General features: G+C 44.9%; 14 protein-coding genes, 1 tRNA gene and 1 pseudogene. 7 read left to right on the forward strand and 9 right to left on the reverse strand.

Annotation, left to right across the window (positions count from 1 at the left end; translation table 11 throughout):
* Nucleotides 1–123 precede the first annotated feature (123 nt).
* Nucleotides 124–2,073: a potassium transporter Kup gene (locus ZYMOP_RS00495; RefSeq protein ID WP_013933401.1), complete on the forward strand. Its 1,950-nt coding sequence runs from the start codon at nucleotides 124–126 to the stop codon at nucleotides 2,071–2,073.
* 200 nt (nucleotides 2,074–2,273) lie between these two features.
* Nucleotides 2,274–2,350, forward strand: a tRNA-Met gene (locus tag ZYMOP_RS00500).
* A gap of 439 nt (nucleotides 2,351–2,789) precedes the next feature.
* On the opposite strand, the pseudogene ZYMOP_RS09680 reads toward ZYMOP_RS00500, so the two are convergent.
* Nucleotides 2,790–3,214, reverse strand: a pseudogene (locus ZYMOP_RS09680) (transposase family protein); the annotation flags it as partial.
* Nucleotides 3,215–3,732: 518 nt separating this feature from the next.
* Here ZYMOP_RS09680 and ZYMOP_RS00510 point away from each other — a divergent pair.
* Complete coding sequence (locus tag ZYMOP_RS00510; RefSeq protein ID WP_013933402.1) at nucleotides 3,733–4,998, forward strand: hypothetical protein; 1,266 nt, start codon at nucleotides 3,733–3,735, stop codon at nucleotides 4,996–4,998.
* Between the two features lie 500 nt (nucleotides 4,999–5,498).
* Nucleotides 5,499–5,831: a hypothetical protein gene (locus ZYMOP_RS00515; protein WP_013933403.1), complete on the forward strand. Its 333-nt coding sequence runs from the start codon at nucleotides 5,499–5,501 to the stop codon at nucleotides 5,829–5,831.
* Nucleotides 5,832–6,087: 256 nt separating this feature from the next.
* Here the strand turns inward: ZYMOP_RS00515 and ZYMOP_RS00520 are convergent, their stop codons facing one another.
* The 6 genes from ZYMOP_RS00520 to murI all read right to left on the reverse strand — a co-directional run bounded on the left by ZYMOP_RS00520 (nucleotide 6,088) and on the right by murI (nucleotide 11,462).
* Nucleotides 6,088–6,825, reverse strand: a complete 738-nt coding sequence (locus tag ZYMOP_RS00520) for an RNA methyltransferase (RefSeq protein WP_013933404.1) — start codon at nucleotides 6,823–6,825, stop codon at nucleotides 6,088–6,090.
* Complete coding sequence (gene nrdR, locus ZYMOP_RS00525) at nucleotides 6,822–7,283, reverse strand: transcriptional regulator NrdR (protein ID WP_013933405.1); 462 nt, start codon at nucleotides 7,281–7,283, stop codon at nucleotides 6,822–6,824. The genes ZYMOP_RS00520 and nrdR overlap by 4 nt, the downstream gene beginning before the upstream one ends.
* A 4-nt stretch (nucleotides 7,284–7,287) precedes the next feature.
* Nucleotides 7,288–8,577, reverse strand: a complete 1,290-nt coding sequence (glyA, locus tag ZYMOP_RS00530) for a serine hydroxymethyltransferase (RefSeq protein ID WP_013933406.1) — start codon at nucleotides 8,575–8,577, stop codon at nucleotides 7,288–7,290.
* Between the two features lie 14 nt (nucleotides 8,578–8,591).
* On the reverse strand, nucleotides 8,592–9,071 hold the full coding sequence (gene rpiB / locus ZYMOP_RS00535; RefSeq protein ID WP_013933407.1) for a ribose 5-phosphate isomerase B: 480 nt from the start codon (nucleotides 9,069–9,071) through the stop codon (nucleotides 8,592–8,594).
* Between the two features lie 218 nt (nucleotides 9,072–9,289).
* Nucleotides 9,290–10,504 carry a 5-aminolevulinate synthase gene (gene hemA, locus ZYMOP_RS00540; protein ID WP_013933408.1) on the reverse strand — a complete coding sequence of 405 codons (1,215 nt, stop codon included), beginning with the start codon at nucleotides 10,502–10,504 and terminating at the stop codon, nucleotides 9,290–9,292.
* 121 nt (nucleotides 10,505–10,625) lie between these two features.
* Complete coding sequence (murI, locus tag ZYMOP_RS00545; RefSeq protein WP_013933409.1) at nucleotides 10,626–11,462, reverse strand: glutamate racemase; 837 nt, start codon at nucleotides 11,460–11,462, stop codon at nucleotides 10,626–10,628.
* 239 nt (nucleotides 11,463–11,701) lie between these two features.
* On the opposite strand from murI, the gene plsY reads away from it, so the two are divergent.
* From plsY to topA, 3 genes are all read left to right on the forward strand, one after another.
* A complete protein-coding gene (plsY, locus tag ZYMOP_RS00550) occupies nucleotides 11,702–12,325 on the forward strand; it encodes a glycerol-3-phosphate 1-O-acyltransferase PlsY (RefSeq protein ID WP_013933410.1) in 624 nt (207 codons plus the stop codon).
* A 47-nt stretch (nucleotides 12,326–12,372) separates the two neighbouring features.
* Nucleotides 12,373–13,533, forward strand: a complete 1,161-nt coding sequence (gene dprA / locus ZYMOP_RS00555) for a DNA-processing protein DprA (RefSeq protein ID WP_013933411.1) — start codon at nucleotides 12,373–12,375, stop codon at nucleotides 13,531–13,533.
* Between the two features lie 147 nt (nucleotides 13,534–13,680).
* Nucleotides 13,681–16,560, forward strand: a complete 2,880-nt coding sequence (gene topA / locus ZYMOP_RS00560) for a type I DNA topoisomerase (protein ID WP_013933412.1) — start codon at nucleotides 13,681–13,683, stop codon at nucleotides 16,558–16,560.
* A gap of 102 nt (nucleotides 16,561–16,662) precedes the next feature.
* On the opposite strand, the gene ZYMOP_RS00565 is transcribed toward topA, so the two are convergent.
* Nucleotides 16,663–17,424, reverse strand: a complete 762-nt coding sequence (locus tag ZYMOP_RS00565) for a HesA/MoeB/ThiF family protein (RefSeq protein WP_013933413.1) — start codon at nucleotides 17,422–17,424, stop codon at nucleotides 16,663–16,665.
* Nucleotides 17,421–17,861, reverse strand: coding sequence for a dUTP diphosphatase (gene dut, locus ZYMOP_RS00570; protein ID WP_013933414.1), 441 nt, complete (start codon nucleotides 17,859–17,861; stop codon nucleotides 17,421–17,423). Before dut ends, ZYMOP_RS00565 begins: the two co-directional genes overlap by 4 nt.
* Nucleotides 17,862–17,893: the final 32 nt, after the last annotated feature.

Genomic DNA, 17,893 nt, shown 5'->3' on the forward strand with positions numbered 1-17,893 from the left:
TTGCCAATATAGTAGAATATATCAATTTGGTTCTTCTGCTTTTGGTTCTTCTGCGGAGAATATTATCTTTAATTCTTTTTCGCAGAGTAAACCTTTTTTCTTATCGGCAAAACGGAGATCGTTATGAGTAACGATACTTCCCCGGCTACATCACCCGTAGATGTAAAATCTTCAGACACATCTTACGGCGTACCCGGTCATAGTCACAGTGATAAAGACCTTTGGAAATTATCGCTCGGCGCTATCGGTATCGTTTTCGGTGATATCGGTACCAGTCCTCTTTATGCATTAAAAGAATGTTTTAAAGGACATCATCAACTCCCTGTAGATGACTTTCATATTTACGGCATTGTCAGCCTTATCTTCTGGACAATGATGCTCGTTGTGACGGTCAAATACGTTTTCTTTATCATGAAGGCGGATAATAAGGGGGAGGGCGGCAGTATGTCGCTGCTATCTCTTATTATCCGCGGTGCCAGCCCTAAACTCAGCCGATGGCTCATTGTCCTCGGGGTATTTGCAACCGCCCTTTTTTATGGCGACAGCATTATTACACCGGCTATCTCTGTGCTTTCTGCTGTAGAAGGTCTTACAGTTATCGAACCTTCTTTTGATAGCTGGGTACCTCCGATTGCTGTTGTTATTTTGATCGGACTATTTTTCCTTCAGGCGCGGGGCACCGAGGCAGTGGGTCGTCTTTTCGGCCCAGTTATGATCGTCTATTTTGCTACGCTTGCTATTTTGGGAATTTTAAATATCGGGCGCAGTCCTATTATTTTACTGGCCTTTAATCCCTATTATGCCATCCATTTCTTTGCCTCTGATACCTTACAGGCCTTTTGGGCCTTGGGTTCTGTCGTTCTGTCTGTAACGGGTGCTGAGGCGCTCTATGCCGATATGGGCCATTTCGGACGGCAACCTATTTCCAAAGGATGGTATTGGGTCGTTTTCCCAGCTTTAACGCTGAATTATTTTGGACAATGTGCGTTATTAAGCGTTGATCATTCCGCGATTGCTAATCCCTTTTATTTTCTGGCGCCGGGTTTTCTTCGTATTCCCCTTATTATCCTTGCTACTTTTGCTTCTGTTATCGCCAGTCAAGCCGTCATTACAGGGGCTTTTTCGGTTACACAGCAGGCTATCCAGCTGGGATATATTCCAAGACTTCGGGTTAATCATACCAGCGCCAGTACAGTCGGACAGATTTACATCCCGTCTGTTAACTGGGCCTTGATGTTTATGGTCATGGTTTTGATCGGCATGTTTAAAACCTCAACCAACCTTGCCAATGCTTATGGTATCGCCGTTACCGGCACCATGTTCATCACGTCTTGCATGATGGGTGTCTTGGTGCATCGTGTGTGGCATTGGAAAGCATGGCAATCCATTCCTCTGGTCACCAGCTTTCTTATTATTGATGGTGCCTTCTTCATGTCAAACGTCACGAAGATACCGGAAGGTGGATGGTTTCCGCTATTAATAGGTTTCATTGTCTTTACCATGTTGATGACGTGGTCACGTGGACGTCATTTAATGGCAGAAAGAATGCGGCAGGTGGCTATGCCCATTCAACTCTTTATTCGTTCTGCTGCGGCCTCTGCGCTTCGCGTTCCGGGGACGGCTATTTTTCTAACGCCAGAAGATGATGGTGTGCCGCACGCCTTGTTGCACAATCTTAAACATAATAAAATTTTGCATGATCGCGTTATTTTGATGACGATCAAAATTTTAGATGTGCCTTATGTCGATCCCCATTATAGATCGAGTATGAGTAGCCTTGAAGACGGATTTTATCGTCTCATCATCCGCTATGGTTTTATGGAAGAGCCTGACGTACCGTTAGCCTTAAACAAGATTGAACAATCTGGCCCCATGCTCCGCATGGACGACACCAGCTTCTTCTTATCGCGACAAACCCTAATCCCATCCTCTCACACAGGCATGGCAATGTGGCGCGAAAAAATCTTTGCATGGATGCTTCGTAACTCGGAAAGTGCCACCGAATTCTTCAAACTTCCCAGCAACCGTGTGGTTGAATTGGGTAGTCAGGTAGAATTGGTCGCAAACAAATAATATTTTAATTCTCTAAGGCTCGTTCTGATAGATTCCAGAACGAGCCTTATTTTTAAGTTTTTTCAGATTCTGAATAACTTAATCAAAAAAGAGACACATAAAAATAATCGCTCTTCTGAAAAAAACAGTTGACCGATTGCCTCAGTTAATCTTATACGCACGCCTCGTTAGCCAACACTTTTCATCAGTTAAGTGACCGTGGCGGAGTAGCTCAGCTGGTTAGAGCAGCGGAATCATAATCCGCGTGTCGGGGGTTCAAGTCCCTCCTCCGCTACCATATTTCAGCGCTATCTATCTTAAAAATTGTTATACTTATTCAAGCGCTCTGCGACTTCCAGCGGATGGGCGCATTATCTAAATCTGCGCTCAATATCTTTTTGATTCAAATCACTATTGTTCAGTATAAACAGTATAAAAGCATCATTCTGAATAAGCAGCCCATAGCCGCGTTAGGTCTTGTTGATAAAAGGTCGTTTTAGATTGGCTCGGACGTGCTTCAAGACGGATCTTTGCGGAAAGCTTTGGATGGATAGCGATTTCATGAATAGGGCATCAGGGGCGTTTTATTCCGCCAGAATGTCGGCGGTATTCGTGACTAGGTTACTAGCGCAGAATAATCATCTTTTTTCTATAGAGGTTATCCGTTGAGGAATCGGCATAAGCGCTATGGGCAAGGGAAATCAGTCTATATAGTCTCGCCGCTGGGCTAGACAGGGCTAGGTTCTGTTGACAAAAGAAGGTAGCCATAATCTGACGGCAGCGAGGTTAAGGAAGGCGAGGAAAGACTTCCTCATCTTGTCATCGCGCGTGTGGCGATACGGCGAACGGCTTTAACCTGTTGAACATTCACTCGATGCGATTACGGCCCCGATAAGGATAGAAATTTCAGGGAATCTTCTGTGCGGATAAGGCGCGGGCGGAATAACAGGAAGAATTCTCGAAAAGGCAGGTTCTCTCGTATCCTGTCGCTATCATACTCCTTGTCGGCCAGAAATCGGTGTGGTGTTACAACCGGCAGAGACATCAGGGTATTGGCACCGGAATAGTCAGAAAAAATCTCGCTGCCCATCAGTTCAAAGCCAAGAGGGGGTTCCTGGCCGGCAGCATGGGCGTGGATCTTACGCGTAAAACTACCGCAGCTTTATAAACAAGTTTTATATCCTGTGCTGACGATTAGGGAGGCTCTCTTTGTTTCTAGCTGACAGAAGAGAGGTGAAAAAATGTCTGGTCATTCCAATCCGCTATATACTCTGACATCCTGACCGGTCACTCCATCGTGCAGACTTCTCTCCAACAAAGGGTAATAGTAAATAGGGACAGACTACGGAAAGGTCTGTTTTTTATAGCCTCTTGCCTATGTCCCACGATGATCGAACCAGACACAGAACATTTTCTATTATCAGAATATTCCCTACTATTTTAGCCTATACCGGAACCACAATCCCATCGAAAATATCTAAGCAGGCTTAAGCCATTTCGACATATTGCCCCTTCCTTCGCCCCGTCATGATAACAGCAGACAATCTTTTTCGCCTTTCTCAATTTTACCGCTGCCCCATTGTGAAGCCTATTTTCCAACGGGCGCCAGTGCATCCTATACTTGACCCTTGTCGCTACTAGGCCCAGTAAATAGCCACTAGCCACAACCAGAGATACACAGTGACGAACCTTATAACGACTTTGATTGACCGCTGGCGGACTGACCCCGATGCAACCTATCAAAGTTGGTTTCTATGGGAAGAACGAATCAAAAATTTTCGGTCTATCCGACGGGGTATTCAGCAGGTTGTCTCTGAAATTAAGGCGGATAGTTTCGGGGTCGCTTATCGGGAGTCTTCATTGGAAACCGTCGTTCATTCGATTGCCGAACAACGTCAGATATTTAAAGGAGCGGATCACGCCTTTTTGTGGAAACCCAAATATCGTATCCCTGATATTTACGAAAATTCCGATAATCAGCGCGCCTTTGGGCATCTTTTGGATATTTGCCTGTGTCATAATACAGAAGAATATCTTCTAACCGCTATTCAGGATATTGATCGTCAGGCTATCAAAGGTCTAGGGCCTGCCGTCGCTAACCTTCTTTATTTTTTACATCCTACCCTGATGCCGCCTTTTAACACCGCTATTGTTAACGGATATAATGCGTTAACCGGCGCTAAGGTTAAATTGGCTAAATGGGATCACTATCTGGCGATGAGGCAGGGTATATTAAAGCTCAATAATCAATATCGCAAAAGGCTTTCTAACGATCTTGGTGCCATCGGCGGGTTACTTTTTGACATTGGCAGTAAACGCTATACTGCCCCCCCGTTAACAGATGACCAAGAGGCGCAAGCTCTTTGGGCACAAGATCTTGGGCAAATCCGTGAAGAAAATGCCAAGGCGGCCAAGGCTTTGGCCGCTATCCGCGATGCAGATTATACTCATACAGAAATTCAAGGCTGGTTACGCGATTTAGGCTTTGCACTAGGCTATGATGTCTGGATAGCGGCGAACGACCGTAATCGGGCGTGGAATGGAGAAAGGTTAGGGAGCAGTTGTCTCGAGAGCTTACCGGGCTTTATATCACACACGGCAGCCGATGCAGTGCGTATGATTGATATATTATGGCTTGATAAAGCCAATCATCATATCGTAGCCGCTTTCGAAGTTGAGCATACGACCTCAATCTATTCGGGTATTATGCGGATGCTGGATCTTGCTTTTGGTTCTGAAGTTCATGCCCTTGAAGGCCTATTTCTTGTCGCACCCGATAATAGGGAAGGGGAGGTTAAAGCCCAACTTATGCGTCCAGCCTTTCGCCATATTGCCAATCTTAAATTACGCTATTTACCCTATAGTGAGCTGGCTTCTCATCGTGAAACGATTGCTCGCTTTGGACAGGGACTTAAACCTATCGAAGCTATTTCACGAATAATCTAAATGATGGCTGTTAAAATAAATAGAAAAGACATTTTTTGTAAATTTTTACAAATATCAAAATAATGTTATAGTATTTTGTAAAAATTTTCTAAATAATTATTTAATAAAAAAATTTTTAATATCTAAAAAAATCCATTTTGATCTTTTTATTGGTAGATATTTATATATTACTATTTTATATAATTAAAAATATTGAAATTTAAAGCAATAAAAGGATTATTATTTAAAATAATTGGTTTTTATAAAATTTATTTTTATAATTTATATTTTATTTCATAAAAAATTCTATTTATTGAATGATAAGAGATAACTCTTATCAAAATTATGTCTATATTGTAATATTATTTTAATATAATCAGTTTATCGATATATTTTGTAGTTTCTATCAAGGCTACCTATATTGATTTAGGCTCATAAATATAAGTATCCTACAGATTATCTCAAAATTAAGGGTAACGAAACTATCTCTAAAATCATTTCCAAGATGAAAGGGGCTAGATATGAGAATGATGAGAAGGATATTAAATTTCCTAGGAATAAAACAAGGATTAAGAGAGAATAAGAAGGTAAAAAAATCTCTTCCTGATAAGGAATCGCGTATATCGCTATCGGATATAAATAGTTATACTTTTGATTTTCCACCGACTTTAATGCAAAATTTTGCCTTATTAGAAGATGCATGGAAAAAAGGCTTGCTGACCGAAGATGAATTTATAGAAGCTGAAGACAAAGCCGTTCAACTTTATCAGTCTATTATGAATACTAACGAAATCTTCTATGAATTATATCGTCTGGCTATTCAACGTGTAAGAGACCAACAGGTAGAAGAATAGATTAAAGCGTATTACTTAAACCTGTTAAGAAAGTAAAAATGGAAAATTCAGCGACCGTAGTCACATCATCAGTTCAAAATGGAACCATAGAGCCATCTGATCCCTATGATCCCGCACCTCACCATAGTATGTCTCTACCCGTTGTACTATTGTTTTTCTTGTGTTTAGGTATTTGTATTTTTAACTATATACATAACAGAAAAAAATAGCCTCTATTCTATTCAAATAATTATAGATAACTTCATAATTCAGTAATTTATTTAATATGCGCTTGATGGCGTGGTTTCTCAAGGGTCGAAAGAATCCCTCTCAAGGTACGTATTTCCATCGTATTCCATGCCGGTTTCGTTAACAATGTGCGCAACGTCCGCTTTATAGTGGGTACTCGGTCTGTGGGGAAGAAATAGCCATTTCGGTCTAACATTGTCTCTAAATGATTAATCATACCCTCTAGCGCTTCTTGTGGGGCGGGGCTTTCCATCTCTACAACGGTTGGTTGCGCCAGCATAGAGCGGCACCCTTTAGACCATTCATAAGCGACCAAAATAACGGCCTGCGCTAGATTGAGACTAGAAAAATCAGGATTGACCGGCACCGTAATAATCGTTCTGGCAAGGGCGACGTCATCTGTTTCAAGACCGGCTCGTTCTGGCCCAAATAAAATACCGACCTTACCCCTCTGTTTGTGAATGGTCTGGGCCGCGACTTCCGGCGTCATAACAGGCTTGGTAACGCCTCTTTTCCGAACAGTCGTCGCATAGACATGGGGACAATCCGCTACCGCTTCTGCCACCGTTGAAAAGACGCGGGCTTTTTCCAAGACACTATCCGCACCACTTGCAGCGGGTCCTGCCGCGGGATTGGGCCAGCCGTCACGGGGCACCACCAAGCGCAAATCATTAAGACCAAAATTCAGCATAGCACGGGCTGCTTTACCGATATTTTCGCCCAACTGGGGACGAACTAAAATGATAGCAGGAACATCAGCACTCATTCTCGGGCAGCCTCAATAACAGAACGGGCGAAATCTTCGAAGTCACGCGCTTCCGTAAAATCCTTATAAACACTGGCAAAACGGATATAAGCGACGCTATCAAGCGTTCTTAATCCTTCCATCGTCATTTGCCCCAATCGAATAGCCTCTACTTCGTTTTCACCAGAGGTCTCGATTTTATGCTGAATAGAACTGACCAAAAGTTCGATCTGATCGGCGGTAATGGGGCGTTTTCGACAGGCAAGCGTAACAGATCGGGTTAATTTATGACGGTCGAAAGGTTGACGACGACCGTCTTTTTTCACCACGATAATATCGCGCATCTGAACACGCTCAAAAGTGGTAAAACGTGCACCACATTCTTCGCATTGCCGACGGCGACGAATAGCCGCCCCATCTTCTGTGGGACGGCTATCCTTTACCTGACTATTGTCGCAAGAACAAAAAGGGCAACGCAAGAGATCAAAGCTCCGGATAAATAGGGAAGCGATCACATAAAGCTTCAACCCGTTTACGGACATCGGCCTCTACAACAGGATCACCCGCTTCCCCTTTATGACTGAGTCCATCAAGAACATCAGCAATCATATCAGCGACCTGCCGAAATTCTTCGCTTCTAAAACCGCGGGTCGTTGCAGCAGGGGTGCCCAGACGAATGCCAGAGGTTTTGACAGGCGGTAACGGATCAAAAGGAATACCGTTTTTGTTGCAGGTGATGCCAGCCCGTTCCAAAGCACAATCCGCATCACGTCCCGTGATACCCAAAGGACGAAGGTCAACCAAGGCAAGATGGGTATCCGTGCCACCCGTCACCAGATCGCTGCCTCTTTCTTTCAGACGTGCGGCCAAAACTTTTGCGTTTTCAACAACGGCTTTGGCATATTCCTTAAAAGAAGGCTGTAAGGCTTCCCCAAAAGCGACCGCTTTAGCGGCAATAACATGCATCAAAGGACCGCCCTGCATACCTGGGAAAACAGCAGAATTAATCTTTTTCGCCAGCGCCGGATCATCGGTCAGGATCATGCCACCCCGTGGGCCACGTAACGTTTTATGGGTGGTAGTCGTCGTAATATGCGCATGAGGTACCGGCGAAGGATGAACACCGCCTGCAACTAACCCAGCGAAATGGGCCATATCGACCATGAAGATCGCGCCAACTTCATCCGCTACTTTACGGAAAAAAGCAAAGTCAATATGACGGGGGTAGGCTGAACCACCCGCAATAATAACCCGTGGCTTATGCTCTTTGGCTAAAGCAGCAACCTGATCATAATCAATTAACTGATTATCAGGATGAACCCCATATTGAACAGCATTAAACCACTTGCCCGACATCGCCGCTTTCGCACCATGCGTCAGATGGCCACCGGCATCTAAAGACAAACCCAAAATGGTATCACCCGGTTTTGCGACCGCTAATAAAACGGCCCCATTTGCCTGTGCACCGGAATGCGGCTGTACATTAACAAACGCGCTGCCAAATAATTTTTGAGCCCGCTCAATGGCTAAAGATTCGACTTCATCCGAAGGGGCACAACCCTGATAATAACGTTTACCCGGATAACCCTCTGCATATTTATTGGTAAATACAGAACCTTGTGCTTCTAACACAGCGCGGCTGACAATATTTTCAGACGCGATCATTTCGATCTGTTTACGCTCACGGGTCAATTCATGTCCGATAGCCGTAAAAACATCGGGGTCAGCCGCCGTAAGGCGATCTGCAAAAAAAGAATGCATATTCTGGGTCATAGATTAAGGCCCTTTCAGATGTTGAAATTGGGGTTAGACAGTTTATTAATCCGGCGAACATGACGTTCACCACCAAAAGGCGTGGCAAGAAAGGCCAAAATACAATCTTTTGCTGTTTCAATGCCGATCAATCTTGCCCCTAAGGCAATGACGTTGGCATTATTATGTTCTCTTGAAAGACGCGCAGAAAGATTATCTGTAATCAAAGCACAACGGGCTTCTGGATGGCGATTAACGGCGATAGAAATACCGATCCCCGAACCACATAAAGCAATGCCAAAATCACCCCGTTTTTCAGCCACAGCCTGAGCCAATTTGTAGCCATAGTCAGGATAATCAACAGAATGATTTTCATGCGGGCCCAAATCTTCAACCTCGTGGCCAATTTCCTGTAGCCAGTTGATAAGAGCCGTTTTTAATTCAAAAGCCGCATGATCAGAGGCGATCACTAGCTTTTTTTTAGAAGATTTATTCGACGACACAGAAGAGGTCACCTATTTTCCCCAAGTCAAACCTGTCTATAAAGAAAGCGAGAAACGCAAAATTTATAGAAAGCAAGCCCTTTCAGGCGGTAAAGCGGTCTCTTTCTAAGCGTTTGAATCAAGAATGAAAACCGTTCTGCTGGGTATAAAAGAGAAAAAACCGACCTGATTGTTAAAAACAGGCCGGTTTTTATCATTTTTGACAAAAATAAAGAGAAAAGAAAATAGGTTTAGGCTGCAAATCGCATATCAAGACGCTGCCAAATTTCAACCAAGGCTTGCGTTAAATCACGCATCATCGCTTCGGTATGGGTTGGCCCCGGTGTAAAGCGAAGCCGTTCTGTGCCTCTTGGAACTGTTGGAAAATTAATGGGCTGAACATAAGCACCATATTCATTCAACAAAATATCAGAGATGCGTTTAGTTTTAACCGGATCGCCCACAAAAAGCGGCACAATATGGGTCGTTGTCTGCATCACGGGTAGATTGGCCTCTTTGAAAAGCTGTTTCAAAGTAGCTGCACTTTTCTGCTGTCCGTCTCTTTCTTGGGAAGAGGCTTTTAAATGACGGATACTCGCCAAGGCACCCGCTGCCAAAACAGGGGCTAACGACGTAGAAAAGATAAAGCCCGGTGCATAAGAACGGATGACATCCACAATCAATTGATCGGCAGCAATATAGCCCCCCATAACACCGATAGCCTTGGCCAAAGTGCCTTCAATAATCGTCAACCGATCGGCCAAACCTTCACGATCGGCAATACCGGCCCCCCGTGGGCCATACATGCCAACAGCATGGACTTCATCAAGATAGGTGATCGCGTTATATTTATCGGCAAGATCGCAAATCGCTTCGATGGGGGCAACATCGCCTTCCATCGAATAAACACTTTCAAAAGCAATTAATTTAGGAACATCTGGACTTTCAGCGGCCAATAATTCTTCCAGATGCTGTACGTCATTATGGCGATATATCCGTTTTTCGCAACGCGAATTCCGAATTCCGGCAATCATCGAGGCATGGTTCAATTCATCTGAAAAAATAATACAGCCCGGTAATACCTTGGCCAAGGTAGAAAGTGTGGCTTCATTGGACACGAAACCTGACGTAAAGGTCAAGGCAGCCTCTTTACCGTGCCAATCGGCTAATTCTGCTTCAAGGTCGCTATGGTAATGGGTGGTGCCGCTGATATTGCGTGTTCCGCCAGAACCGGCTCCCACATTATTAAGGGCTTCTTCCATAGCGCCGATAACTTTGGGATTTTGCCCCATCGAAAGATAGTCATTCGAACACCAAACGGCGATAGGCGTTGGCCCATTATGGCCGGCAAAACAACGGGCGTTCGGAAAGTGGCCTTTATTGCGCAGAATATCGATAAAAACACGATAGCGGCCTTCTTTATGCAGGCGCTCAATCGCTTGGCTGAAGATATGTTGATAATCCAAAGGATTACTCCTTTTAACGAAAGAGGCCTTAGCCTAATTATAGAAGACGGTTTTTCTTTTAGCGCTCTAGAAAAGATCAGACCAGAGGAATTTTTAAAAAAACTAAAAGAACAACTCGATTTCAGAGAGAAATAATTTCACTTAATCCTCTTTTTTTCATTGCCTGTCTGAAAAAAGGAAGAACTGTAGTGGGCGCTGTAAAAACGAGTTTACCGCTTATCGTTTTTTTATCATCCTCTTTTTTTACCCATAATGATTTTAATTTATTCTTTACCTCTAAATCATCGGCTAACCAACGCACGCGTCGGGCTATACCTTCACTCCCGTCTATAAAAGATAACGAACGCGGTGAAACGGCTTCTAATTCTTCTTTAATCAAGGGAAAATGCGTGCAAGCCAGTACAACGATATCTATTTTATCCCCACCCGATTGATTTAATAAGGCATCCAATTCTTGGCGATAAGCGGTTAGATCACTTTTTTCACCTCGTAATTTAGCTTCTGCTAATTCGACAAGACGTGCAGAACCCTGTCGAATAACCAGACAATCTTTAGCAAATTTTTCTGATAAATGATTAACATAAGCCTGTCGCACCGTTGCTTCTGTACCCAATACCCCGATAACATGGCTTTTTGATTGCTCGGCTGCGGGTTTAATGGCGGGAACCGTGCCGACTACTGGCAAATTTAAAGCTGATCTTATTACGGGAAGGGCGATCGTCGAGGCGGTATTGCAGGCAATCACTAACAAGGCTGGATGGTAACGTTCTACCAACCGCCCCAATAAAGCCGGAACCCGAGTCTCGATTTCTTTTTCGCTTTTGGTGCCATAGGGGAAACCGCCATTATCCGCTACATAGACTATTGGAGCCTCTGCCATCAGTTTTTTAATGGGTTCTAAAACGGATAATCCACCGATACCGGAATCAAAGATTAAAATAGGATTGCGATCAGACATAGGACATCTTTAATTCTTCCCTATTTATTAGGAAATAATAATTATTTTTATTTTAAAAATCTAATTAAAGATATGTTTAATAATATAATTATGTTTATCAATAATATTAAATCTAATTTTTAATATAAAAACCACTCTGAAACAGTATAAAACAGACTTCTATCTTGCTTCCCTTTTTCAATTAGGCTTTATGCCCTCAACTTTATGTACATATTTTTTAATATAAAAGGGGAGTTACCATGTCGCCCTGGCTGATTATAGCGCTGATTTTATTGATGGGCTATGGTTTAGGCTCAATTCCTTTCGGCTTGCTTTTCGCACGGCGTTTTGGGGCAATCGATATTCGTGCCGTTGGTTCTGGCAATATCGGCGCGACCAATGTGTTGCGAACGGGACGCAAAGATCTGGCCGCTTTGACCTTGCTTTTTGACATTGGAAAAGGGGTTGTCGCCGTTTTGCTGGCCCGTTGTGTTGGGCATCATCTTGCGGGCCATTACCTTCATTTTCCAGATTTGGTGCCTATAGCCGGTGGCTCGGCCTTTATCGGACATTGCTATCCGGTATGGCTTCGTTTTCGCGGCGGTAAAGGTGTCGCAACGATGCTCGGGGTTTCTTTTGCTACATGGTGGCTGGCCGGCTTTGCTTTTGCTTTTGTCTGGTTACTTTCAGCAAAGTTAAGCCGTTATTCTTCTGTCGGTGGTATGGCCGGCGCTATTGCAGCGACCGCTACAACCTTATTTTTTGGACCAACCGCCTATATCAGCTTCTTTGCAGCCATGACGATTTTATTGTTATGGCGGCATCAAGATAATATTCGGCGACTGTTATTAGGTAAAGAAACCCGTATCGGGGAAAAGAAGTAAGCACTATCGGGACGGTGATTAGAATAGAGGATTGAAAAAAGCGAATTATGCAGAAAACTTCATCCTTTAAATTTTCATCTGATGATTACCGCGCCTTACTTCGTTTGATCAGAACACCCCGTATCGGGCCTATCGCTTGTCGTAATTTATTATCGCGTTATGTTTCACCCCAAGAAGCTTTGAAAGCGGTGCCCACCTTGGCAAGACGGGGCGGCGGCAATGCGCCGCCCTTGGCTTCGGAAAAAGCGATAGAAAGCGAAATTGCCAAGGTTAAAACGCTGGGCGGGCGCTATATTTTCCAAGGCAGTCCCTATTATCCGCCGCTTCTGGCACAGTTGGATAATGCGCCACCGGTTCTCATTGTAAAAGGTAATCCCAAATTATTACAAAAACCGGCCATTGCAATGGTTGGCGCAAGAAATGCGTCCGCTGCCGCAATGCGTTTTGCCCATGATCTCAGCCACCAATTAACAGAAAAAGGGTATCTTGTAATTTCGGGGCTGGCTCGGGGCATTGATACGGCGGCGCATCAAGGGGCCGGTACAAAAAAAACAATTGCGGTTATAGCAGGCGGAATCGACAGTATTTATCCCCCTGAAAATGCGGATCTTCAGCAAAAAATAAGTGAACAAGGTTTATTAGTCAGTGAAATGCCGCCCGCTACTGAACCAAAAGCCCGTCATTTTCCGGCCAGAAATCGCATTATAGCGGGTATCGCGCTTGGGGTTGTCGTCGCAGAAGCCTCCCCCAAATCAGGCTCGCTTATTACGGCCAAGTTAGCCACCAATATCGGACGCGAAGTCATGGCCATTCCGGGTTTTCCTATGGATTCCCGCAGTCATGGCTGCAATCAGCTTATCAGGGAAGGGGCAACTCTTATTCAGAGTAGTGATGATATTATCGAGGCTGTGGCCCTCTTATCAGAGGTTTACCAGACATCCCCCACTGAAAAAGAACAGTTTTCTTCTTCGGATCATCTCCATAGCAACCCGATCGCGTATAAGCCCCCCGCTATTTTGTGTGATATTAGAGAAAAAGACCGAAAGACTATTCAAAGCTTGATAGGATCAGCGCCGATTATCGTTGATGAACTGATACGGCAGTCGGGCTTAGAAAGCGCTATTATTCAGACGGTATTATTAGAATTGGAACTCGCAGGGCGGCTCGAACGTCATGCTGGTGGTAGAATTAGTCTTATTCTCGGCTGATTTTTTGTTGCTTTCAACGCCTACCCGCGAATAGAGAATAGTTTAAACATTGTTTCCCAATAATTTTTTCAGATGGTTCATACCACTTGACCATGAAAAAAAAGGCCCCACTCTCCTGCATAGTTGCGCGAGATGGTCAGGAGTATCATGAAACTCGTTGTTGTTGAATCACCGGCCAAGGCCAAAACTATCGAAAAATATCTTGGGACGGGCTATCAGGTTCTGGCCTCTTATGGTCATGTCCGTGATCTGCCCGCCAAAGATGGCTCCGTTGATCCTGACAATGGTTTTTCCATGATATGGAGCAATTATGCAGATAAAGCTCATCGTCTAAAGGCAATCGAAGATGCGGCTAAAACAGCCGACAGCCTAATCCTTGCGACTGACCCTGATAGGGAAGGGGAAGCTATCAGTTGGCATGTGCTTGAATTATTAAAAGCGCATGATCTGCTACCCCCGCATGTAGAACGGGTTACTTTCAACGCTATTACAAAACCGGCTGTGACCGAAGCGATGGCCCATCCGCGAGAACTCGATACAGATTTGATCAATGCTTATCTGGCTCGTCGTGCGCTTGATTATCTGGTCGGCTTTACCTTGTCTCCGGTTCTGTGGCGGAAATTACCGGGGGCAAAATCCGCTGGTCGCGTGCAATCGGTCGCTTTGCGTTTGGTCGTGGATCGTGAACAGGAAATTGAAAGCTTCAAGCCGCAAGAATACTGGTCAGTCGAAGCGGCTATGGAAGCCGATAACATTGCCTTTACAACAAGACTTATTCATTGGCGCGGCCATAAATTAGACAAGCTTTCTATCAGCACTAAAGAGGAAGCTGAAGCCGCCAAGGCGGATGTCGAAGCCGGTCAATTTACGGTTTCCAAAGTGGAAACCAAACCTTTTTCCCGTAATCCGCAACCGCCTTTTACGACTTCTACCCTGCAACAAGAAGCCGCACGCAAATTGGGCTTTGCGGCTAGCCATACGATGCGTCTTGCCCAAAATCTCTATGAAGAGGGGCTGATCACCTATATGCGAACCGATGGGGTTCAAATGGATGGTGATGCGATCACAGAAGCCAGAAAAGCTATCACGCATCGTTATGAACCAAGCTATGTGCCGGATAAGCCACGCCAATATCAGGTAAAGGCCAAAAACGCGCAAGAAGCGCATGAAGCCATTCGTCCAACCGATTTCTCTCGCGATCAAGCTGCTACGGGTGATCAGGCTAAACTTTATCAGTTAATCTGGATACGCGCGATGGCCAGCCAAATGGCCTCTGCAAAGCTTGAACGAACAACCATTGATCTTGCTGATCAGACCGGACAGCATATGCTCCGTGTCACTGGACAGGTTGTTCTTTTCCCCGGATTTCTGGCACTTTATGAAGAAGGACGCGATGAAAGCCAGAATACGGCATCGGACCGTGGGGATGAAAAACAAGAGAGTAAGGATAACAAGATACGTCTGCCTTTGTTACGGGAAGGGGATAGTCCTGATAAAAAGGCCGTAAGCGCAGATCAGCATTTCACGCAGCCACCGCCACGCTACTCAGAAGCCAGCTTGGTCAAAAAAATGGAAGAATTGGGCATAGGCCGTCCATCTACCTATGCGTCTGTGCTTCAGGTTTTAAAAGATCGCTCCTATGTTACTGTAGAACGTAATCATTTTATTCCCAGTGAAGGCGGGCGACTTGTTACGGCCTTTTTGGAACGTTTTTTCCTGCGCTATGTCAGTTACGATTTTACGGCGGGTTTAGAAGAAAGTCTGGACGATATTTCAGGCGGACGGGCTAATTGGCAAAAAGTGTTGGAAGCTTTCTGGCATGATTTTAAGCCCAAAACTTCAGAAGTCATGGAACAAAAACCTTCAGAGGTAACGGCAGCCTTAGATGAATTTTTAGGGCCTTGGCTTTTCCCTGATAAAGGTGATGGGCACGACCCGCGCGAATGTCCGATTTGTCATACGGGACGACTGGCCTTACGTGGTGGTCGTTTCGGGGCCTTCATTGCGTGCTCCAATTATCCAGAATGTAAATACACACGCGGTTTCGGACAGGGGGAAGACGACGACAAGGACGATAATGAGCCGGTTGTTTTAGGATGGATGCCGGTTACGGATGAATCGGGTGAATCCGCAGATTCTGAAAAAAATCTATCACCGGCAACAACCGAAAACCTATCATCGGAAACAGCTTCTTCTGAAAAGGGTTTACCTTGGGACGCATCTTCAGAAGACGCCGACAGCGCAAAAACAGCTATCGAAAACAAACCTTCTGAGGATGACGAAAAGAAAGCGCGTGAAATTTCACGGCGCAAAGGACGCTTTGGTCCTTATATCCAGTTGGGTGAAGGCAAAGAAGCTAAACGCGTTTCAATCCCAAAAGATGTTAATCCGAAAGAAGTCGATTTAGCGCTGGCGCTGAAATTATTGGCGTTGCCGCGTGAAGTGGGCCTTCATCCAGAATCCGGTAAAATGATTATAGCTGGCACGGGACGCTATGGCCCCTATCTCAATTGTGACGGACAATATGCAAGACTTTCTTCAACCGAAGAGTTGTTGGGGACAGACATCAACTCGGCTGTTGTGAAATTGGCAGAAGCGGCCGAAAATAAAGGACGCTCCCGTGGGACACGTACCCGTGAACCCTTGAAGGTTTTAGGGAACAGTCCTGTCACAGAGAAGCCTGTTCAGATCATGGATGGTCGTTACGGGCCTTATGTTAATGACGGCGAGACGAATGCCTCTTTACCCAAAGATAGCGACCCCGAAAGCCTGACTTTAGAGGACGCTTTGGCGCTTCTTGAAGCACGCGCAAAAATGCCGAAAAAGACTAAGGCAAAAAAGACAGCAACGAAAAAGACTACCGCCAAGAAAACGGCGGCAAAGAAAACAACCACGAAGAAAGCCGAGACAAAAACGCCTGTAAAAAAGGCTACAGCTAAAAAGGCAACGACCAAAAAAAGCACTGCAGTAAAAGCCAGCCCGAAAAAGGCTAGTGCTAAAACCGTTGATACATCCGAGGCTTCATAAGCCGATACGCTCAAGGATTCATAAAGGGGATGCCGTAAGAAAATTTAGCATCCCCTTTCACTTTCAAGTTATTCTATTTTTAAGCCGAAACAGGTTTAACGATCAGTCTTTTTTATGCCTGGAACACTGACAGTTTGGTTCTTTGGCTAAACGCACCGTGCGGAAACGAAAATCTTTAGCATCAATTAATAACAGCTTGTCAGTATTCTCTTTTCCAAAACCTGTTAGCAACCGGATAGCTTCCACGGCGGCCAAACTTCCGATCGTGCCTGTTAATGCGCCTAAAACGCCTTGAGCCGCACAGGTCATTTCTGGTTCACCCGGATCATCCCCGACGAAACAGCGATAACAAGGTTTATCGCTTTCATACCCTTTAAAGACAGCTAACTGTGCTTCAAAACGATGCACTGCCGCAGAGACCAAGGGAATAGCTAATTCGGTTGCCATATCACTGATAGCGAGACGCGTGCCAAAATTATCGCTACCATCGACGATAACATCAACCTTATCCAATAGATCCCTAGCGTTATCCGAAGTTAACCGTTGGTCATAAGGTACTATTTTGACATCAGGATTAAGTCTTTGCACTACATTGGCGGCCATTGCCACTTTATGCGCACCGACATCGCGTGTTGCAAACAAAGTCTGTCTTTGAAGATTAGACAGTGAGACTTCATCATCATCAATGATAGTCAAACGGCCAACACCCGCGGCTGCCAGATATTGAATGACAGGCGAACCAATACCGCCGGCACCCACGATCGCCACATGGGCCGCTAAAAGTTTCTTCTGACCTTTTCCGCCGATTTCAGGCAAAACAATATGGCGTGCGTAGCGATCAAGCTGTGTTTCGGTGAGGTTCATATGCCCGTCGATCCAAAACCGTTATCACCGCGCTGCGTATCATCAAGATTTTCAGTTTCACGAAAGGTCGCCTGCGTCACAATAGCGGGCACCAATTGTGCAATCCGATCCCCCCGTTTGATCGTAAAGACTTCTTCACCCAGATTGATAAGAAGAATTTTTAATTCTCCCCGATAATCTGAATCAATAGTGCCGGGTGCATTGGGACAAGCAATGCCGTGTTTTAACGCAAGACCCGATCTTGCCCGCACTTGAATTTCATAGCCCGCTGGGATGGCAACGGCAAAACCGGTTTTGACAGGATAGCGCTGCATCGGCTGTAAAATAACATCCTCAGCGGCCACAACATCCATGCCCGCTGCGCCTTCACTCGCATAAGCAGGAAGCGGTAAGCCTTCACCATGGGGTAAGCGTTTTATATTAATGTCTATTTTCATGAAAAATTCCGGTATCCATTCAGGATAAATAA

The organism is Zymomonas mobilis subsp. pomaceae ATCC 29192 (assembly GCF_000218875.1).
Classification (GTDB): domain Bacteria; phylum Pseudomonadota; class Alphaproteobacteria; order Sphingomonadales; family Sphingomonadaceae; genus Zymomonas; species Zymomonas pomaceae.

Coding starts and splice junctions, on each gene's coding strand:
- ZYMOP_RS00495 (WP_013933401.1), top strand. CDS start 124: ATGAGTAACGATACTTCCCCGGCTACATCACCCGTAGATGTAAAATCT.
- ZYMOP_RS00515 (WP_013933403.1), top strand. CDS start 5,499: ATGAGAATGATGAGAAGGATATTAAATTTCCTAGGAATAAAACAAGGA.
- ZYMOP_RS00520 (WP_013933404.1), bottom strand. CDS start 6,825: ATGAGTGCTGATGTTCCTGCTATCATTTTAGTTCGTCCCCAGTTGGGC.
- glyA (WP_013933406.1), bottom strand. CDS start 8,577: ATGACCCAGAATATGCATTCTTTTTTTGCAGATCGCCTTACGGCGGCT.
- murI (WP_013933409.1), bottom strand. CDS start 11,462: ATGTCTGATCGCAATCCTATTTTAATCTTTGATTCCGGTATCGGTGGA.
- plsY (WP_013933410.1), top strand. CDS start 11,702: ATGTCGCCCTGGCTGATTATAGCGCTGATTTTATTGATGGGCTATGGT.
- dprA (WP_013933411.1), top strand. CDS start 12,373: ATGCAGAAAACTTCATCCTTTAAATTTTCATCTGATGATTACCGCGCC.
- topA (WP_013933412.1), top strand. CDS start 13,681: ATGAAACTCGTTGTTGTTGAATCACCGGCCAAGGCCAAAACTATCGAA.
- ZYMOP_RS00565 (WP_013933413.1), bottom strand. CDS start 17,424: ATGAACCTCACCGAAACACAGCTTGATCGCTACGCACGCCATATTGTT.
- dut (WP_013933414.1), bottom strand. CDS start 17,861: ATGAAAATAGACATTAATATAAAACGCTTACCCCATGGTGAAGGCTTA.